The organism is Stenotrophomonas sp. ASS1 (assembly GCF_004346925.1).
GTDB lineage: Bacteria > Pseudomonadota > Gammaproteobacteria > Xanthomonadales > Xanthomonadaceae > Stenotrophomonas > Stenotrophomonas maltophilia_A.
In genome coordinates this window covers 1376358-1391305 of record NZ_CP031167.1, presented here as the reverse complement: position 1 = coordinate 1391305, position 14948 = coordinate 1376358, and the positions used below count along the sequence as shown (strand labels likewise).

Below are 14948 nucleotides of genomic sequence, written 5' to 3'. Positions count from 1 at the left end.
GTCCCCTTTTTGAGGGCTTAGGCCAGTGCCTGTTCGTGCACGCCGGCGATCGCGCGGCCCGACGGATCTGCCGCCGCGGCGAAGCTAGCGTCCCAGGCAATGGCGGCCGGCGACGAACAAGCGATCGACTTGCCGCCCGGCACGGTCTCGGCCGCCGCACGGCTGGGGAAGAACTGCTCGAACAGGTGGCGGTAGTAGTACGCCTCCTTGGTCTGTGGCGGGTTGTGCGGGAAGCGCTTGTCAGCCGCCGCCAGTACGCGGTCGCTCACCTGGGCTTCGGCGTGCGCCTTCAGCCCGTCGATCCAGCCGTAGCCGACGCCATCGCTGAACTGTTCCTTCTGCCGCCACAGGATGCTGTCCGGCAGGTAGCCGTCGAACGCCTCGCGCAGCACCGCCTTTTCGATGCGGCGGCCACCAAAGCCGGCACCGACCATCTTGTGTGCGGCATCGAAGCGCATCGCCACATCGAGGAACTCACGGTCGAGGAACGGCACGCGCGGCTCCACGCCCCAGGCCATCATCGACTTGTTGGCGCGCAGGCAATCGTAGTTGTGCAGGGCGTCGAGCTTGCGCACCAGCTCATCGTGGAATTCACGCGCATCCGGTGCCTTGTGGAAGTACAGGTAGCCACCGAAGATCTCGTCGCTGCCCTCGCCGGAGAGCACCATTTTCACGCCCATCGCCTTGATCCGCCGTGCCAGCAGGAACATCGGCGTCGAGGCGCGGATGGTGGTGACGTCGTAGGTTTCGATGTGGCGGATCACTTCCGGCAGCGCGTCGAGGCCTTCCTCGAAGGTGTATTCGAAGCCGTGATGCACGGTACCAAGTGCCTCGGCAGCGATCGCCGCGGCCGCCAGATCGGGCGAGCCCTTCAAGCCGATCGCGAACGAATGCAGGCGCGGCCACCAGGCTTCGGTCTGCCCGCCATCCTCGATGCGGCGACGCGCATAGCGCGCGGCCACCGCCGCCACCAGCGACGAGTCCAGGCCACCGGACAGCAGCACCCCATACGGCACGTCGCTCATCAGCTGGCGCTCCACCGCATGCTCGAAGGCCTGGCGCAGTTCGGCCAGGTCGGCCTGGCGGCCCTGCACGTCGGCATAGTCGCGCCACGGTTGCTGGTAGTAGCGCACCAGCTCACCGCTGGCACTGTCGAAGTAGTGACCCGGCGGGAACTGTGCGACGTCGGCACAGGTGTCGACCAGCGCCTTCATTTCCGAGGCCACGCGCAGGCGCCCCTGGGCATCGTGGCCCCAGTACAGCGGCACCACGCCCACCGGGTCACGCGCCACCAGCACGCGCCCGCTGTCGCGGTCCCACAGCGCGAAGGCGAAGATGCCGTTGAGCTGTTCCAGCCACTGCGCCGGCGAACTGCCCTGGCGATACAGCGCGTTGATCACCTCGCAGTCCGAGCGGGTCTGGAAGTCGTAGGCGGTGGTCAGCGCCGCCTTCAAAGCCTGGTGGTTGTAGATCTCGCCGTTCACCGCCAGCGCCAGCTGGCCATCGGCCGACAGCAGCGGCTGCGAACCACCGGCCGGGTCGACGATGGCCAGCCGCTCATGGACCAGCAGCGCACCTTCGTCGAGGTACACGCCGCTCCAGTCGGGGCCACGGTGGCGCTGGCGCTGCGACAGTTCCAGCGCATGGCGGCGCAGGGCGGGAAGATCGTCACCGGCCTGCAGGCCGAAGATTCCGAAGATCGAACACATGGGAGAGCTCCTGTTGGGGGATTTCACGGGTGGGAGGGTGTTCGACCGGCCATCCAGGCCCGGGTGGGGCTGCGCCCGGGCACAAAAAAACCCGCATCGGCTGATGCGGGTTTTCTGGTGTCCGGGCGTGTGTTGCTGTCTATCTACCCAGGGCGCAGTCCCGCATCGGCCGCGCACGATTATTCGCGCGCAGATTATTGCGGTTGTTGTTATTGACGGCGGTGGCCAGGCGGATCGACATGGCATCGACCCTACCCCGGTTTCCGGCACGGCGCAACCGTTGCGTTGGCAACCACTCCCCGGCGCGCATAATGGCCCGCCGTGAAACGTGTAATGGAAATGCAACACCGCACTGGACGCAACGCGGCGCTGGCCGCCCTGCTCTGCCTGGGCCTGGCCGCCTGCCAGACCCTGCCTCCGCCCTCCACGCTGCCGCTGGCGCAGCAGCAGGCACTGGAGCAACGCGGCACCGACGGCAGCTTCGACGGAGCCTGGGACACCGCGCGGACCTTCGAACGTTTCAACGATCCGCGCGCCGTCGCCTACTACGAGCGTGCTGCCGCGATCACGCCCTGGACCTTCCACAACACCAAAGCGGAAGAAGCACTGGGCCGGATCTGGATCTCCGGCAGGCTGCAGCATGCCGGCAGCCCCCACATCAACCCTGCACCTGTCCTGCGCGCGTCCTGGCGACGTGGTGAACGCGCGTATCTGGCGGCTGCCAATCACGGCAATCCCTATGCGTTCTACGGGCTCGCCAAGGCCTACCGCCAGCGAGGCGACGCGCAGCAGGCGCTGCGCTGGGACCTGCGCGAAATGATCTACAAGCGCTACCCGAGTTCATCGTCGCGACTGCCGGATGCGGTGGCCGCACAGGGTGACACCGTGCATCCGCTGGTGGCGCAGATCCAGCGTCGTGCCGAGCACGGCGACACCGAAGCGCAGGTCGACCTGGGCGCGCTGCTGGAGAAGGGCATGGGACTGCCGCGCGATCCGGTGCGTGCGCTGCAGCTGTACCAGCGCGCCGGTGAGAAGGGCAATGTGTTCGGCCAGTACTTCGCCGGTCTGCTGCTGGGCCGCAGTGCGCCGGGTGTGGAGAAAGACACCGACGCGGCGGCGCGCTGGTTCGCCAGAGCCGAGGCGCAACACTTCTACATGGCCGCGCCAAGTTACTGGAAGAAAGCGGTCGAGCCGCCGTTCTTCATTTTTTCCGAGTAGAGAAGCGGCCCCGGCGGGAGGCGTGCCGACCAACGGTCGGCACCCACCCTCGCGGGATTCATTCCGTCATGGGGTTCCCACCAGCAGCCGTTCCACTAGGCGCTGGTACAGCCCCGGCAACGCTTCCAGATCGTCCACGCGCACGTTCTCGTCCACCTGGTGGATGCTGGCGTTGACCGGCCCCACTTCGATGCACTGTGCACCCAGTGGTGCGATGAAGCGTGCATCTGACGTGCCGCCGCCGGTGCTTTCTTCCGGCGCACGGCCGATGTGCTCGGCCAGCACCGCACGCGCGGTGGCGCGCAGCGTGCCTTCCGGGGTGTAGAACGGCTCGCCGCTGCGGTGCCACTTCAGCGTGTACTGCAGGCCATGGCGGCCCAGCAATGCGGTGATCTCCGCCTCCAGCTTCGGTGCATCCCAGTGCGGGTTGTAGCGGATGTTGAAATCCACCTCCAGCTCGCCGGGAATCACGTTGTTGGCACCGGTGCCGGCATGGATGTTGGAGACCTGCAGGCTGGTCGGCGGGAAACTCTCGTAGCCGTCATCCCAGCGCCTTGCGCTCAGGTCGGACAGTGCCGGTGCCGCCTGATGGATCGGGTTGCGCGCCTTATCCGGATACGCCACGTGGCCCTGTACGCCCTGCACGCGCAGCTTGGCCGACAGGCTGCCACGACGCCCCACGCGCAGCAGGTCACCCAGGATCACGGTCGACGACGGTTCACCGGTAATGCACCAGTCGATGCGTTGGCCGCGCTCGGCGAACAGCCGTGCAACGTGACGCACACCATCGATGGCATCGCCTTCCTCGTCGCTGGTCAGCAGTACCGCCAGCGTGCCAGGGTGATCGGGATGTGCGGCGACGAACTGCTCGGCGGCGACCACGAACGCCGCCACGCTGCCCTTCATGTCGGCGGCGCCACGGCCGTACAGCACGCCGTCACGGATCTGCGGCGTGAACGGGTCGCTGGCCCAGGCCTCGCGCGGGCCCGTCGGCACCACGTCGGTATGGCCCAGCAGCACCAGCACCGGTGCGCCCTGGCCATGGGTCGCCCACAGGTTGTCGACCTCGCCCAGGCGCAGGTGATCGCACTGGAACCCGGCCTGCTTCAGGCGTGCCGCCAGCAGTGTCTGGCAGCCAGCATCATCCGGCGTCACCGAGGGTCGTGCGATCAGTTCGCAGGTCAGGTCGAGGACCGCACTCATGCGTCACCCACGCCGAAGCGGGCCTTGAAACCGTTGTCGCTGAAGCCCTGGCTGACCGTGCCATCGGCCGTGACCACCAGCGGACGCTTGATCAGCTGCGGGTATTCGCGCAGCAGCAGCTTCCATTCGGCCTCGGAGTCGGCGGCCTTGCGGTTGTCCGGCAACTGCCGCCAGGTGGTGGACGACTTGTTCACCATCGCGGCCAGGCCCCCCAGGTGCCCAGCCCACGCCAGCAGTGTTTCTGGGCTCGGCTTGTTCTCGCGGTAATCGACGAAGGTGTAAGGCACGCCGAAGCGGTCCAGCCACTTGGTCGCCTTCTTGCAGGTATCGCAGTTCTTCAAACCGTAGACAGTGGTGCTCATGGCCATCTGTGATGCTGGAAAACAGAGGGCCAGAATCTCACAACAGGCGCTCGGACACGACCCGGAACGGCACGTTTGGCAGCCGGAAGGCCAGCCCCTCGTGCAGCGCCACGCCCATTGCCTGCAGACGCGGGCACTGCGGTTCGCCCTCCAGCTGCAGCGGTTGCAACTGTGCGATGTCCACCGGCAGCGCGATGCGGGTGCTGGCCCAGCGGCCGTCGCAGGTACGGGCGATGGCCTCGTCCTGGCAGGTGAGGAAACGCAGCAGGGCCTGATGGTTGCCGAAGGCCGCCGCCCACCCGGCATCGTCCCAGCCCGCGGCGGCCTGCCACTGCAGGTGCAACGCCGGGGCACTGCCCTGCCCGCCTTCGATCAGGGTGTGCCCATCGCCATCGGTGCGCACCACATGCTCGAAGCGTATGGACAGATGCGGTTGCATGGCATCGCTGAAAACGCGCGCGCCAGCGACGAAGGCCAGCTGGTCCATCACGTTGCGATCGAACAGCACCACCGGCGTCCCGTCCGGATCGTCGTCACGACGCAGGTACCAGCGCCAGTTGCTCTGCCGTGGCGACGGCATCAGGGAACGCAGCGGCCCAGCCAGCGCGGGCCCGAAGTGGCCGTGACGGTAGCTGAGGATGGTGTAAGGCGTGCGTCCGGCATGGACCACGTAGTGATGGCCCGGCGGTGGCATTGGTGCGTGACGCACGTCGACCCACCAGCTCACGTAGACCACATCGCGCACGTCACTGACCAGCGCCGGCATCGGCCAGCGCCGCGACAGTGCACGGCGCAGCCGGTTCCAGCGCGGGGCGTGCAGCAGGCGCGGCAGCATCCGCCCGACCAGGGTGTCGGACGGATGCCGGTAGATCGCGGACTGCGCCAGATCCTCCGGCGCAGTCACCTTCAGTCGGCCAGGCCGCGCAGCAGGTCGTTGACGCTGGTCTTGCTGCGGGTCTTGGCATCAACCTGCTTGACGATCACCGCGCAGTACAGCGAATGGGTACCGTCCTTGCTCGGCAGCGAGCCGGACACCACCACGCTGTACGGCGGGATGTAACCGTAGGTGATTTCGCCGGTGGCACGGTTGTAGATGCGGGTGCTCTGGCTGAGGAACACGCCCATGCCGATCACGCTGTGGTGGCCGACCACCACGCCTTCCACCACTTCCGAACGCGCACCGATGAAGCAGTGGTCCTCGATGATGGTCGGGCTGGCCTGCAGCGGCTCCAGCACGCCGCCGATGCCGGCGCCGCCGGACAGGTGGCAGTGCTGGCCGATCTGCGCGCAGGAACCGACGGTGGCCCAGGTGTCGACCATGGTGCCTTCGCCGACGTAGGCGCCGATGTTGGTGAAGCTCGGCATCAGCACCACGTCCTTGCCGAAGTAGGTGCCGCGGCGGGCGATCGCGCCCGGCACCACGCGCACGCCACCACGGCGGAACTTCGCCTCGTCATAGCCGGCGAAGCGCGATTCGACCTTGTCCCAGAACGGCGCCGGACGGGCGTCGACCACGGCCATGTCATTGACACGGAAGTACAACAGCACGGCCTTCTTCAGCCACTCGTTGACCTTCCAGCCACCCTGGCCGTCCGGCTCGGCAACACGGAACTCACCGCTCTCCAGGCCGTCAATCACGCGGTTGACCAGCGGCTTGGTCGAGCCTTCCAGCTCGTGCAGGGTCAAGGTAGCGCGGCGCTCGAAGGCACTCTCGATGCCGAACTTCAGCTCTTCCACGCCCGGGGCCGACGGCTTGCGCAGCGACTTGCGGGCGATGGTTTCGGCGCGGACCGCTTCGGCACTCTTGGCCGGCGCCGGCTTCTTCACAGCACGCTTCACCGCAGCCGCTTTCTTCGCCGGGGCCTTCACCGCAGCGGCCTTCTTCGGCGCTGGGGTCTTCTTCGCGGCCGGTGCGGCAGCAGCAGGTTTCCGGGCCGCTGCGCTCTTGGGGGTCGCGGCGGTCTTCTTGGCGGGCTTGGTGGCCATCAGGCGGGGTCTCCGGCGTTTCGATCAGGGTCCAGGCAGGCCAGCATCGCGTCATGCAGCTGCTGCCGGGCAGGTTCAGTCAGGGGGAGATCGTGTTCGTCACTGATCACGAAGGTGTCTTCGGCGCGTTCGCCGAACGTGGCAATGCGCGCATCATGCACGCGCAGGCCCTGATTGCGCAGCACGAACGCCACATCGGCCAGCAGGCCGGGGCGGTCGGGGGCGACCAGGGCGAAACGGGTTGCGCCCGGCTCATCGCGGAATTCGATGCGCGGGGCGAAGCGGAAGTGCCGCAGCTGCCGTGGCACCACCCGGCGTGACGGCCGCAGGCGCGACAGGTCACCGCCGAGTGCCTCGCGCAGCGCCGCTTCCAGGTTGGCACTGCTGCCATCGGCGAAGGTATCGGCCGGGTTCACTTCGAAGGTATCGAAGATGGTATCGGCCGGACCGTCCAGCACGCGTGCGCGGTGGATGCCGTAGCCCTTGCGGTCCAGCGTCATCACGATCGCGGCGAACAGGCCGTCGCGGTCCGGCGAATGCACGAAGACTTCCAGCGCGGGATCGTCGACACTGATCCGGCGTACCTTTACCAGCGCCTGGCCCTGCTTCACCGGCACCAGCGCGGCAGCCTGCCAGGCCAGCTGCTCCGGGCGCAGGCGGATGAAGCCTTCGTCGGGCATCACCGCGAACTGGCGATCGATGGTGGCATCGTCGTAACCCCGCTCGCGCACCAGCGCGCGCACGCTGTCACGCGCTTCGGCCACGCGCTCGGCCGCCGGCACCGGGTGTTCCAGCCCCTCGCGCAGCGCGCGCCGGGTGGCGAAGTACAGGTCGGCCAGCAGGCGGTCCTTCCAGGCATTCCACAGCTTGGGGCTGGTGCCGGCGATGTCGGCGCAGGTCAGCAGGTACAGGTAGTCCAGGCGGTCGCGGCTGCCGACCAGGGTGGCAAAGCGATGGATCACCTCAGGGTCGGCGATGTCCTGCTTCTGCGCGGTCACCGACATGCGCAGGTGCTGTTCGACCAGCCACGCCACCAGTTCGGTGTCGGACGTGCTCAGCGCATGCGCCTGGCAGAACGCGCGCGCGTCCACCGCGCCCAGCTCCGAATGGTCGCCGCCACGGCCCTTGGCGATGTCATGGAACAGGCCGGCCAGCAGCAGCAGTTCGGGCTTGCGCAGGCGCGGCCACACTTCGTGCGCGATCGAGAAGCGCTCGTCGGCGCGACTGCTGGCGAACAGGCCGATGTTGCGCAGGACCATCAGCGTGTGCTGGTCGACGGTGTAGACATGGAACAAGTCGAACTGCATGCGCCCGCTGACCTGGGCGAACGCGGGAATCCACTGGCCAAGCACGCCCAGCCGCGCCATGCGCGAGAGCGTATCGACCGGGCGCTGGCCGCGCAGCAGCGCCAGGAACTGCTCGCGTGCATCGGCATCAGCCTGGTCGTAGGCCGGCAGCAGCGGCAGCGCTTCGGCCAGCGCACGCGCGGTCAGCGAATGCAGGCCGCGCACCTGCGGATTGTTGGCCCAGCTGGCGAACAGCGCGAACACCTGGCCGATGTCGCCGCGCGGCCAGTCGGCTTCGTTGGCCGCCAGGTAACCACGGCGCAGGGAAAAACCCACGGTCAACGGCTCCGGCTGCGCCTCGCCGTCGAACTGCTCCTCGAAGCGCTGCAACAGGCGGTCGCTGATCCGGCGCACCACCAGTGCAGCACGGTAGAACCCCTGCATCATCTTCTCGACACCGAGATTCTCGGCATCGTCTTCAAAGCCCAGGCGTGCCGCCAGGGTCTTCTGGTAATCAAAACGCAGGCGCTCTTCCGGGCGACGCGCGACCAGATGCAGGCCAAAGCGCAGCCGCGCCAGCACCGCACGTTCGCGCTTCAGTGCTGCCGCTTCGTCTGCGCCCAGATGGCCGAGCCCGACCAGCGCCTCCAGGTCACGCACGCCGAACGCACGCAGTGCCATCCAGCCAAGCGTGTTGAGATCGCGCAGGCCACCGGGGCCATCCTTCAGATCCGGCTCCAGGTTGTCGGCGGTGTCGCCGAAGCGCTGGTGTCGGTTGCGCAGCTCTTCCAGCTTGGCCAGGAAGAAGGTGCGCGCCGGCCACAGTTCACGATCGTCGACGGCCTCGCGCAGCGCGCGGCGCGCCACATCATCGGCCAGGATCGGGCGCGCCTCGATCAGCGCGGTCAGCACGGTCTGGTCCGCTGCCGCCTCGCGGCACTGCGATGCAGAACGCACCGCATGGCTGACGGCCAACCCACAGTCCCACAGCAGTGCGAACAGGCGCGCCAGCGCCGCCTCATGGGCCAGCTGTGCCGGCGGATCGCCGAACACCAGCAGGTCGATGTCCGAACGCGGAAACAGTTCACCGCGGCCATAGCCGCCGACCGCGAACAGCGACAGCCCGCTGTCGGCCGGCAGGCAGCGCTGCCAGGCCAGGCGGATCAGATGGTCGGCAGCGCGCGCGCGCAGTGCCAGCAGGCGCTCGATGTTGTCGCCCTGGTCGAAGCGGCGGTACAGGCGCGCGTCGGCCTGCTGCAGCGCCTGGCGCGCGGCAGCAGCCCAGTCCGGGTCGTTGAGCGACGCGGCCGGCGTGTCCAGCAGCGAACTCGCCGGCAGCATCGTCAGGAGACCTGCGACTCGCCCGGCGACAGGGTCAGCACGTCCACGCCGGTCTCGGTGACCGCGATCATGTGCTCCCACTGTGCCGACAGCTTGCGGTCCTTGGTCACCACGGTCCAGCCATCCGGCAGCACCTTGTTGTAGCGGGTGCCCTCGTTGATCATCGGCTCGATGGTGAAGGTCATGCCCGGCTGCAGCACCAGGCCCTGGCCCGGGCGGCCGTAATGCACCACCTGCGGTTCATCATGGTAGACCTTGCCGATGCCGTGGCCGCAGTACTCGCGCACCACGCTGAAACGCTCGCCTTCGGCATAGCTCTGGATGGCATGGCCAATGTCGCCCAGGGTCGCGCCCGGACGCACCGCGCGGATGCCGCGCCACATGGCTTCGTAGGTGGTTTCCACCAGGCGGCGGGCCATCACCGACGGGGTGCCGACGAAGTACATGCGGCTGGTGTCGCCGTGCCAGCCATCCTTGATGACGGTGACGTCGATGTTGATGATGTCGCCATCCTTGAGCACCTTCCCTTCGCTGGGGATGCCATGGCAGATGACGTTGTTGACCGAGGTACACACGGTCTTCGGGAAGCCGCGGTAGCCGACGTTGGCCGGAACGGCGCCCTGCACGTTCACGATGTGGTCGTGGCAGATGCGGTCCAGTTCCTCGGTGGTGACACCGGGCTTGACGTGGGGGGTGACGATGTCGAGCACTTCGCTGGCCAGGCGGCCGGCGATTCGCATCATCTCGATTTCCTGCGGGGTTTTCAGATTCACGCTCATGGCCCCCATTATCGCCGATCCGGCCACAATCTGAACGAACGCCACCCAACTGGCGATCCGGGCCATGCACGGTTCCGGCAAGGAAAGTGAAAGCGTGATCGCCGCCCCCCTTTCGCCTCCCTGTTTATCACGGAATACAGACACTTACGCCTCCTAAGCTGGGGTCACCGTCGCCGAAGCGGTGCCGAACGTGCCGCCTTCGCCTTGTTCAACGGACCTTCGGGTCAGGGAGGTTGTCCATGCGATCCGCGCTTCGTTCCCCGCTTGCCTGGGCCCTGGCCGGGGTCCTGCTGTCCGGCCCGGCCCTGGCCGCAGACACCACCACCTTCAATGTCACCCTGGTGGTGACCAAGGCCTGCACGATCACGGCCGCTGCCGCCACCAACGTTGACTTCGGCACGGCGGCCTCGACCACCGCGACCCCCACCCTGGGTCAGGGCACGGTGACCGCCCAGTGCTCGGCACTGACCCCGTACACGATTTCACTGAATGCGGGTGCCAATGCCAGCACCGCGAATGACGTCACCACTCGCCGGATGAAGAACACCAACGCCGCGGTGACCGCCAACAACTACGTCGGCTACCAGCTCTACCAGGACGCCGCGCACACCCTGGTCTGGGGTGCCACCTCCGGCACCAACACCCAGGCTGGCATCGGCACCGGCCTGGCCGTGCCCTACATCGTCTACGGCCAGATTCTGAACCTGAGCACCAACAACCCGGCGACCGGCAACTACCTGGATACGGTTACCGCCACGATCACCTATTGATGGAGCACGCCCGCATGGCCGGACCCCGCCCGTGGCGCGCCACCGGCGTGGCGCTGCTCGTCCTGAGCCTGGTATTCGCCGCCTCGGTCGAAGCCACCAGCCTGCAGGTCGCCCCGACCAGCCTGCAGCTGGAAGCGCGCCAGCGTGCCGGCGAGCTTTGGCTGACCAACAGTGGCACCTCGCCGGTGAGGCTGCAGGTTCGGGTGTTCCGCTGGGTGCAGCAGGACGGCCAGGAGCAACTGTTGCCCACCGATGAACTGGTGGTCACCCCGCCGATGCAGGAACTGGCTGCCGGGCAGCAGCAGCTGGTCCGGGTGATGCGTCCGGACAGGACGCCACCGCCGGCACAGCAGTACTACAGGCTGATTGTTGACGAGGTGCCCGACCTGGCCACCCGCGCCGACGGCATGCAGTTCGTGCTGCGCTATTCGATACCGGTGTTCGTGCAGCCCGCCGCCGGCAAGCTTGCGCCGCAGCTGCAGGCCCGCCTGGTGCAGTTGCCCGATGGCCGCAACGTCGTCGAGGTGGCCAACGCAGGCAACAGCTATGCGCAGATCGCCGATCTTGCGCTGGGCAGCCCCACGCGCCCACGCATCGTGCATCCCGGACTGCTGGGTTACGTGCTGCCCGGGCAGGTGATGCGCTGGCCGATCGAGCGCACGGCGATCGACCACGACAACGACCAGATCACGGCCAAGCTCAATGGCGAGTCGGAACAGACGCCGCTGTCGCCCCCATCGGCTCGCTGAGGCGTTGATGGGCGCGCTGCTTGCTGCCCTGGCTCCTGCGGCGACCCAAGCCGCCGATGTGTCCGGTGCAGCGGCTACCGCCACCGCCGATGTATCAGGCATCTCCGCCGATGCGATGCTGCCACCGCCCACACCGTTGACCGCCAACCAGACGCTGTACCTGGACGTTTCGCTCAACAGCACCCCACGCGGACTGCTGCCTTTCATCGAGAACCGTGGCCGCCTGCAGGCCAGCCCCGACGTACTGCGCCAGCTCGGCTTCAACGCCCACGGCGATGCACCGGTGTATCTGGACCAGATCAGCGGCGCGGTGGTGCGCTATGACGCACGCCTGCAGACCCTGGCGCTGGACGTGCCACTGGACCAGCTGACCCTGCCAACCACCGTGCTCAGCCGCCCGCAGACACGCGCGCCCGCAAGCAGTGCCTCACCCGGACTGCTGCTCAACTACGACGTGTATGGCAGCCGGGTGGATACGCTGGGCAACCTCAGCCTGAGCTCCGAACTGCGCCTGTTCGGCGTCGGCAACGGCACCTTCGAAAACACCGCGGTCAGCAGGCGCTACCAGCAGCCTGGCGACCGTCGCTGGCGTGGTGAGAGCGTGCGCCTGGATACGCGCTGGAGCCTGGATTTCCCCGACCAGGCGATGACGCTGGAGGTCGGCGATTTCTACAGCGGCTTCGTCGACTGGACCCGTCCGGTGCGCCTGGGTGGCCTGCAGATCGGTCGCAACTACGGCCTGCAGCCCTATCGCGTGCTGACCCCCACGCCCAGTTTCCTCGGCCAGGCGGTGGTGCCGTCCACGGTCGAGCTGTACGTCGATGGCCTGCGCCAGTACAGCGGCCAGGTCCCGGTCGGCCCGTTCCAGCTGGCCGCACAGCCGGGGATCAGCGGCACCGGCAGCGCACAGGTGGTGGTGACCGATGCGTTCGGCCGCATGCAGACCCTGGATTTCAGCTTCTATGGCACCCAGCAGCTGCTGGCCAAGGGCCTGTCGGACTGGTCCGCCGGCATCGGCCACCTGCGTGAGGACTTCGGCCAGCGCTCCTTCGCCTACGACGACCGCACCGTGGCCAGTGCCAGCTGGCGCGGTGGCATCAGTGACACGTTCACCGGCGAGGCTCATGCCGAAGGCGGTGGTGGCCTGGCCCAGGCCGGCATCGGCGGCTGGTGGCTGCTGGGTGGCGCGGGCGTGTTCAACGCCGCCTATGCGCACAGTGACTATCACGGCCTGCAGGGCGGGCAATGGGCACTGGGCTACAGTTGGAACAACCGCCGACTCAACGTCAATCTGCGCACCGTGCGCAGCCATGGTGATTACCGCGACCTGGGCGCACTGCAGGGCAACCTGCCACCCAGCATCAGCGAACAGGCCACGGTCGGCGCGGATCTGCTGCGGCTGGGCACGCTCAGCGCCAGCTACCTGCGCCTGCGCTACCCCGATGGCGAAGACAACCGCTACGCCAGCCTGTTCTGGTCGCGCACCTGGAGCCAGCGCTGGTCAGCCTACCTCTCGGTGAACCAGAACCTGGACCAGAGTGATGACCGCAGCATCTATCTGTCGGTGACGGCCAGCCTGGGCAACAACCGCCAGGCCAGCCTGTCCAGCCAGCGCAATGGCGACAGCCAGACGTGGGTGGCCGACGTCACCCAGCCGGTGCCCGGCGATGGCAGTGCAGGCGGCATCGGTTGGCGCGCGCAGGTGCGCCACGGCGAGGACGGCAGTGGCGGCCTGGCCGAAGTCGGCATCCTCAATGACGTCGGCCGCTACTCCTTCGGCGCCTCTCGCCAGGGCGGGCTCAACTATGCCTACGGCAACGCCAGTGGCAGCCTGGTCTGGATGGGCGGGCACGCGTTCGCCACCCGCGAGGTCTCCGATGCATTCGCGGTGATCAGCACCAATGGTGTCGGTGGCGTGCCGGTGCGGCTGGAGAACCGCCTGATCGGCGTCACCGATGATCGTGGCCTGTTGCTGATCAGCCCGCTGCTGTCCTGGCAGCGCAACCGGGTCTCGATCGACACCCTGGACCTGCCCGAGGACATGCGTGCCGACCGCATCGAGGACTGGGTGACGCCGCGCCAGCGCGCTGGGACCCACGTGACATTCCAGTTGCGCTCGCGGCCCTCTCTGAGCCTGACGCTTCAGAGCATGGACGGGCAGCCGCTGGAAGTGGGCAGCGAAGTGCAGTTGCCCGGCGGACGCCAGGCCACGGTGGGCTATGACGGCCTGCTGTATCTGGAAGACGTCGCTGCCGGCAGCGTGCTGTACATCACCACCAGCCGCGGCCAGTGCCGGGTGAAGGTACCCGAGCAGCCCAAGGTAGTGGCGTCCGGCGCCCGGCCGAAGCCGGCACCGCTGCCGTGCATCCCGGAGGTGGCGCCATGAGAGTGCTGCTGCTCGGCATGCTGCTGTTCGCCGGCCTGCTCGCGGCACTACCGGCCCAGGCGACAGCGGTCTGCACGGCAACCGCGAACCCGACCCTGCCGTTCGGCAACATCAACAGCAACGCTCCCGGCCCTACGGCGGCGACGCTGAACATCACGGTGACCTGCACCACCGCCGCACTGAGCCTGCTGGCCACCACCGGCGTCCGCGTCTGCGTGGGTGTCGGCGCAGGCAGTGGCGGCGGCAGCAGCTCCACCTTCCGCACGATGTCCACTTCCACCAGCGACACCATGAATTTCCAGCTCTACAACAACGCCAGCTACGGCCAGGTCACCGGCCTGGTGCCACGCGGCACGCCGCCGGCGCAGGAACTGACCATGAGCTACAACGTGCCGCTGCTGACCGGCGGCAGCGGTGCGCAGTCCGTGCAGCTGTTCGCGCAGATCCCCGCCAACCAGATCCTCGCTTCGGGTGCTTACAGCAGCACCTTCAGTGGCGCCAACGTGGTGCTCACCTGGGCCTGGAACGAAGTCCTGCTCGGCAACGCCACCGTGCCGGCCGCCTGCAACGGCGGCGCAACCGGCACCAACAGCGCCAGTGCGGCCTTCAGCTTCACTGCCACTGCCAACGTGCTGCCGCAATGCGGCAGCTACGTCACCACCAACATGGACTTCGGCAACGTCACCGGCAGCATTTCCGCCAACATCGACCGGACCGCCACGCTCACGCTGACCTGCCTGAAGAACACCGCCTACCAGATTAGCCTCAACAACGGCCAGAACAACCCCGCCGCCTCCACCACCCGGCGCATGGCCACCACCATTGGCAGCGGCACCTACTACCTCCCCTATGAGCTGTACCGCGACGCCGCGCGCAGCCTGCGCTGGGGCAATACCCTCAATGTCGATACCGTTGGCGGCACCGGAAGTGGCAGCGCGCAGCAGCTGACCATCCATGGCCGGGTGCCGCCGGTCACCGGCCAGCCTCCGGCCGGTACCTACAACGATCTGGTGCAGGTGACGATCACTTACTGACCTGTGTGCCGACCAACGGTCGGCATCCACCGGGATGGATTGGAATGGTCGGCATCCACCGGGGTGGGTTCCGGTAGATCCACGCCGTGCGTGGATGCGCGCATCCCTCCTGCGCCAGGACCAGT

12 protein-coding genes are annotated in these 14948 nt (G+C 67.6%); 5 read left to right on the top strand and 7 right to left on the bottom strand.

What is annotated here, in order from left to right; genetic code table 11:
• Nucleotides 1-17: 17 nt before the first annotated feature.
• On the bottom strand, nucleotides 18-1709 hold the full coding sequence (gene asnB, locus MG068_RS06430; RefSeq protein WP_132809711.1) for an asparagine synthase B: 1692 nt from the start codon (nucleotides 1707-1709) through the stop codon (nucleotides 18-20).
• 339 nt (nucleotides 1710-2048) lie between these two features.
• Here asnB and MG068_RS06425 point away from each other — a divergent pair, with 339 nt between their 5' ends.
• Entirely contained in the window at nucleotides 2049-2927 is an 879-nt protein-coding gene (locus tag MG068_RS06425; RefSeq protein ID WP_132809710.1) for a tetratricopeptide repeat protein, read from the top strand.
• A 66-nt stretch (nucleotides 2928-2993) separates the two neighbouring features.
• On the opposite strand, the gene dapE is transcribed toward MG068_RS06425, so the two are convergent.
• The 6 genes from dapE to map are packed head-to-tail and all read right to left on the bottom strand — an operon-like array spanning nucleotide 2994 to nucleotide 9950.
• A complete protein-coding gene (gene dapE, locus MG068_RS06420) occupies nucleotides 2994-4130 on the bottom strand; it encodes a succinyl-diaminopimelate desuccinylase (protein WP_132809709.1) in 1137 nt (378 codons plus the stop codon).
• Nucleotides 4127-4498 carry an arsenate reductase gene (locus MG068_RS06415; RefSeq protein ID WP_177179504.1) on the bottom strand — a complete coding sequence of 124 codons (372 nt, stop codon included), beginning with the start codon at nucleotides 4496-4498 and terminating at the stop codon, nucleotides 4127-4129. The genes dapE and MG068_RS06415 overlap by 4 nt, the downstream gene beginning before the upstream one ends.
• Before the next feature lie 31 nt (nucleotides 4499-4529).
• Nucleotides 4530-5396, bottom strand: a complete 867-nt coding sequence (locus MG068_RS06410; protein WP_071228438.1) for a hypothetical protein — start codon at nucleotides 5394-5396, stop codon at nucleotides 4530-4532.
• Between the two features lie 2 nt (nucleotides 5397-5398).
• Complete coding sequence (gene dapD, locus MG068_RS06405; RefSeq protein WP_049463633.1) at nucleotides 5399-6478, bottom strand: 2,3,4,5-tetrahydropyridine-2,6-dicarboxylate N-succinyltransferase; 1080 nt, start codon at nucleotides 6476-6478, stop codon at nucleotides 5399-5401.
• Nucleotides 6478-9087, bottom strand: coding sequence for a [protein-PII] uridylyltransferase (locus MG068_RS06400; RefSeq protein ID WP_458073724.1), 2610 nt, complete (start codon nucleotides 9085-9087; stop codon nucleotides 6478-6480). Before MG068_RS06400 ends, dapD begins: the two co-directional genes overlap by 1 nt.
• Nucleotides 9088-9107: 20 nt before the next feature.
• Complete coding sequence (gene map / locus MG068_RS06395; protein ID WP_107433358.1) at nucleotides 9108-9950, bottom strand: type I methionyl aminopeptidase; 843 nt, start codon at nucleotides 9948-9950, stop codon at nucleotides 9108-9110.
• Nucleotides 9951-10123: 173 nt separating this feature from the next.
• Here map and MG068_RS06390 point away from each other — a divergent pair, with 173 nt between their 5' ends.
• Genes MG068_RS06390 through MG068_RS06375 form a run of 4 tightly spaced genes read left to right on the top strand, consistent with a single transcriptional unit; the run spans nucleotide 10124 to nucleotide 14823 of the window.
• Complete coding sequence (locus MG068_RS06390; RefSeq protein ID WP_032127934.1) at nucleotides 10124-10654, top strand: Csu type fimbrial protein; 531 nt, start codon at nucleotides 10124-10126, stop codon at nucleotides 10652-10654.
• Nucleotides 10654-11403, top strand: coding sequence for a fimbrial biogenesis chaperone (locus MG068_RS06385; RefSeq protein ID WP_132809707.1), 750 nt, complete (start codon nucleotides 10654-10656; stop codon nucleotides 11401-11403). Before MG068_RS06390 ends, MG068_RS06385 begins: the two co-directional genes overlap by 1 nt.
• Before the next feature lie 7 nt (nucleotides 11404-11410).
• Entirely contained in the window at nucleotides 11411-13789 is a 2379-nt protein-coding gene (locus MG068_RS06380) for a fimbria/pilus outer membrane usher protein (RefSeq protein ID WP_132809706.1), read from the top strand.
• On the top strand, nucleotides 13786-14823 hold the full coding sequence (locus MG068_RS06375; protein WP_049421639.1) for a Csu type fimbrial protein: 1038 nt from the start codon (nucleotides 13786-13788) through the stop codon (nucleotides 14821-14823). Before MG068_RS06380 ends, MG068_RS06375 begins: the two co-directional genes overlap by 4 nt.
• Nucleotides 14824-14948: the final 125 nt, after the last annotated feature.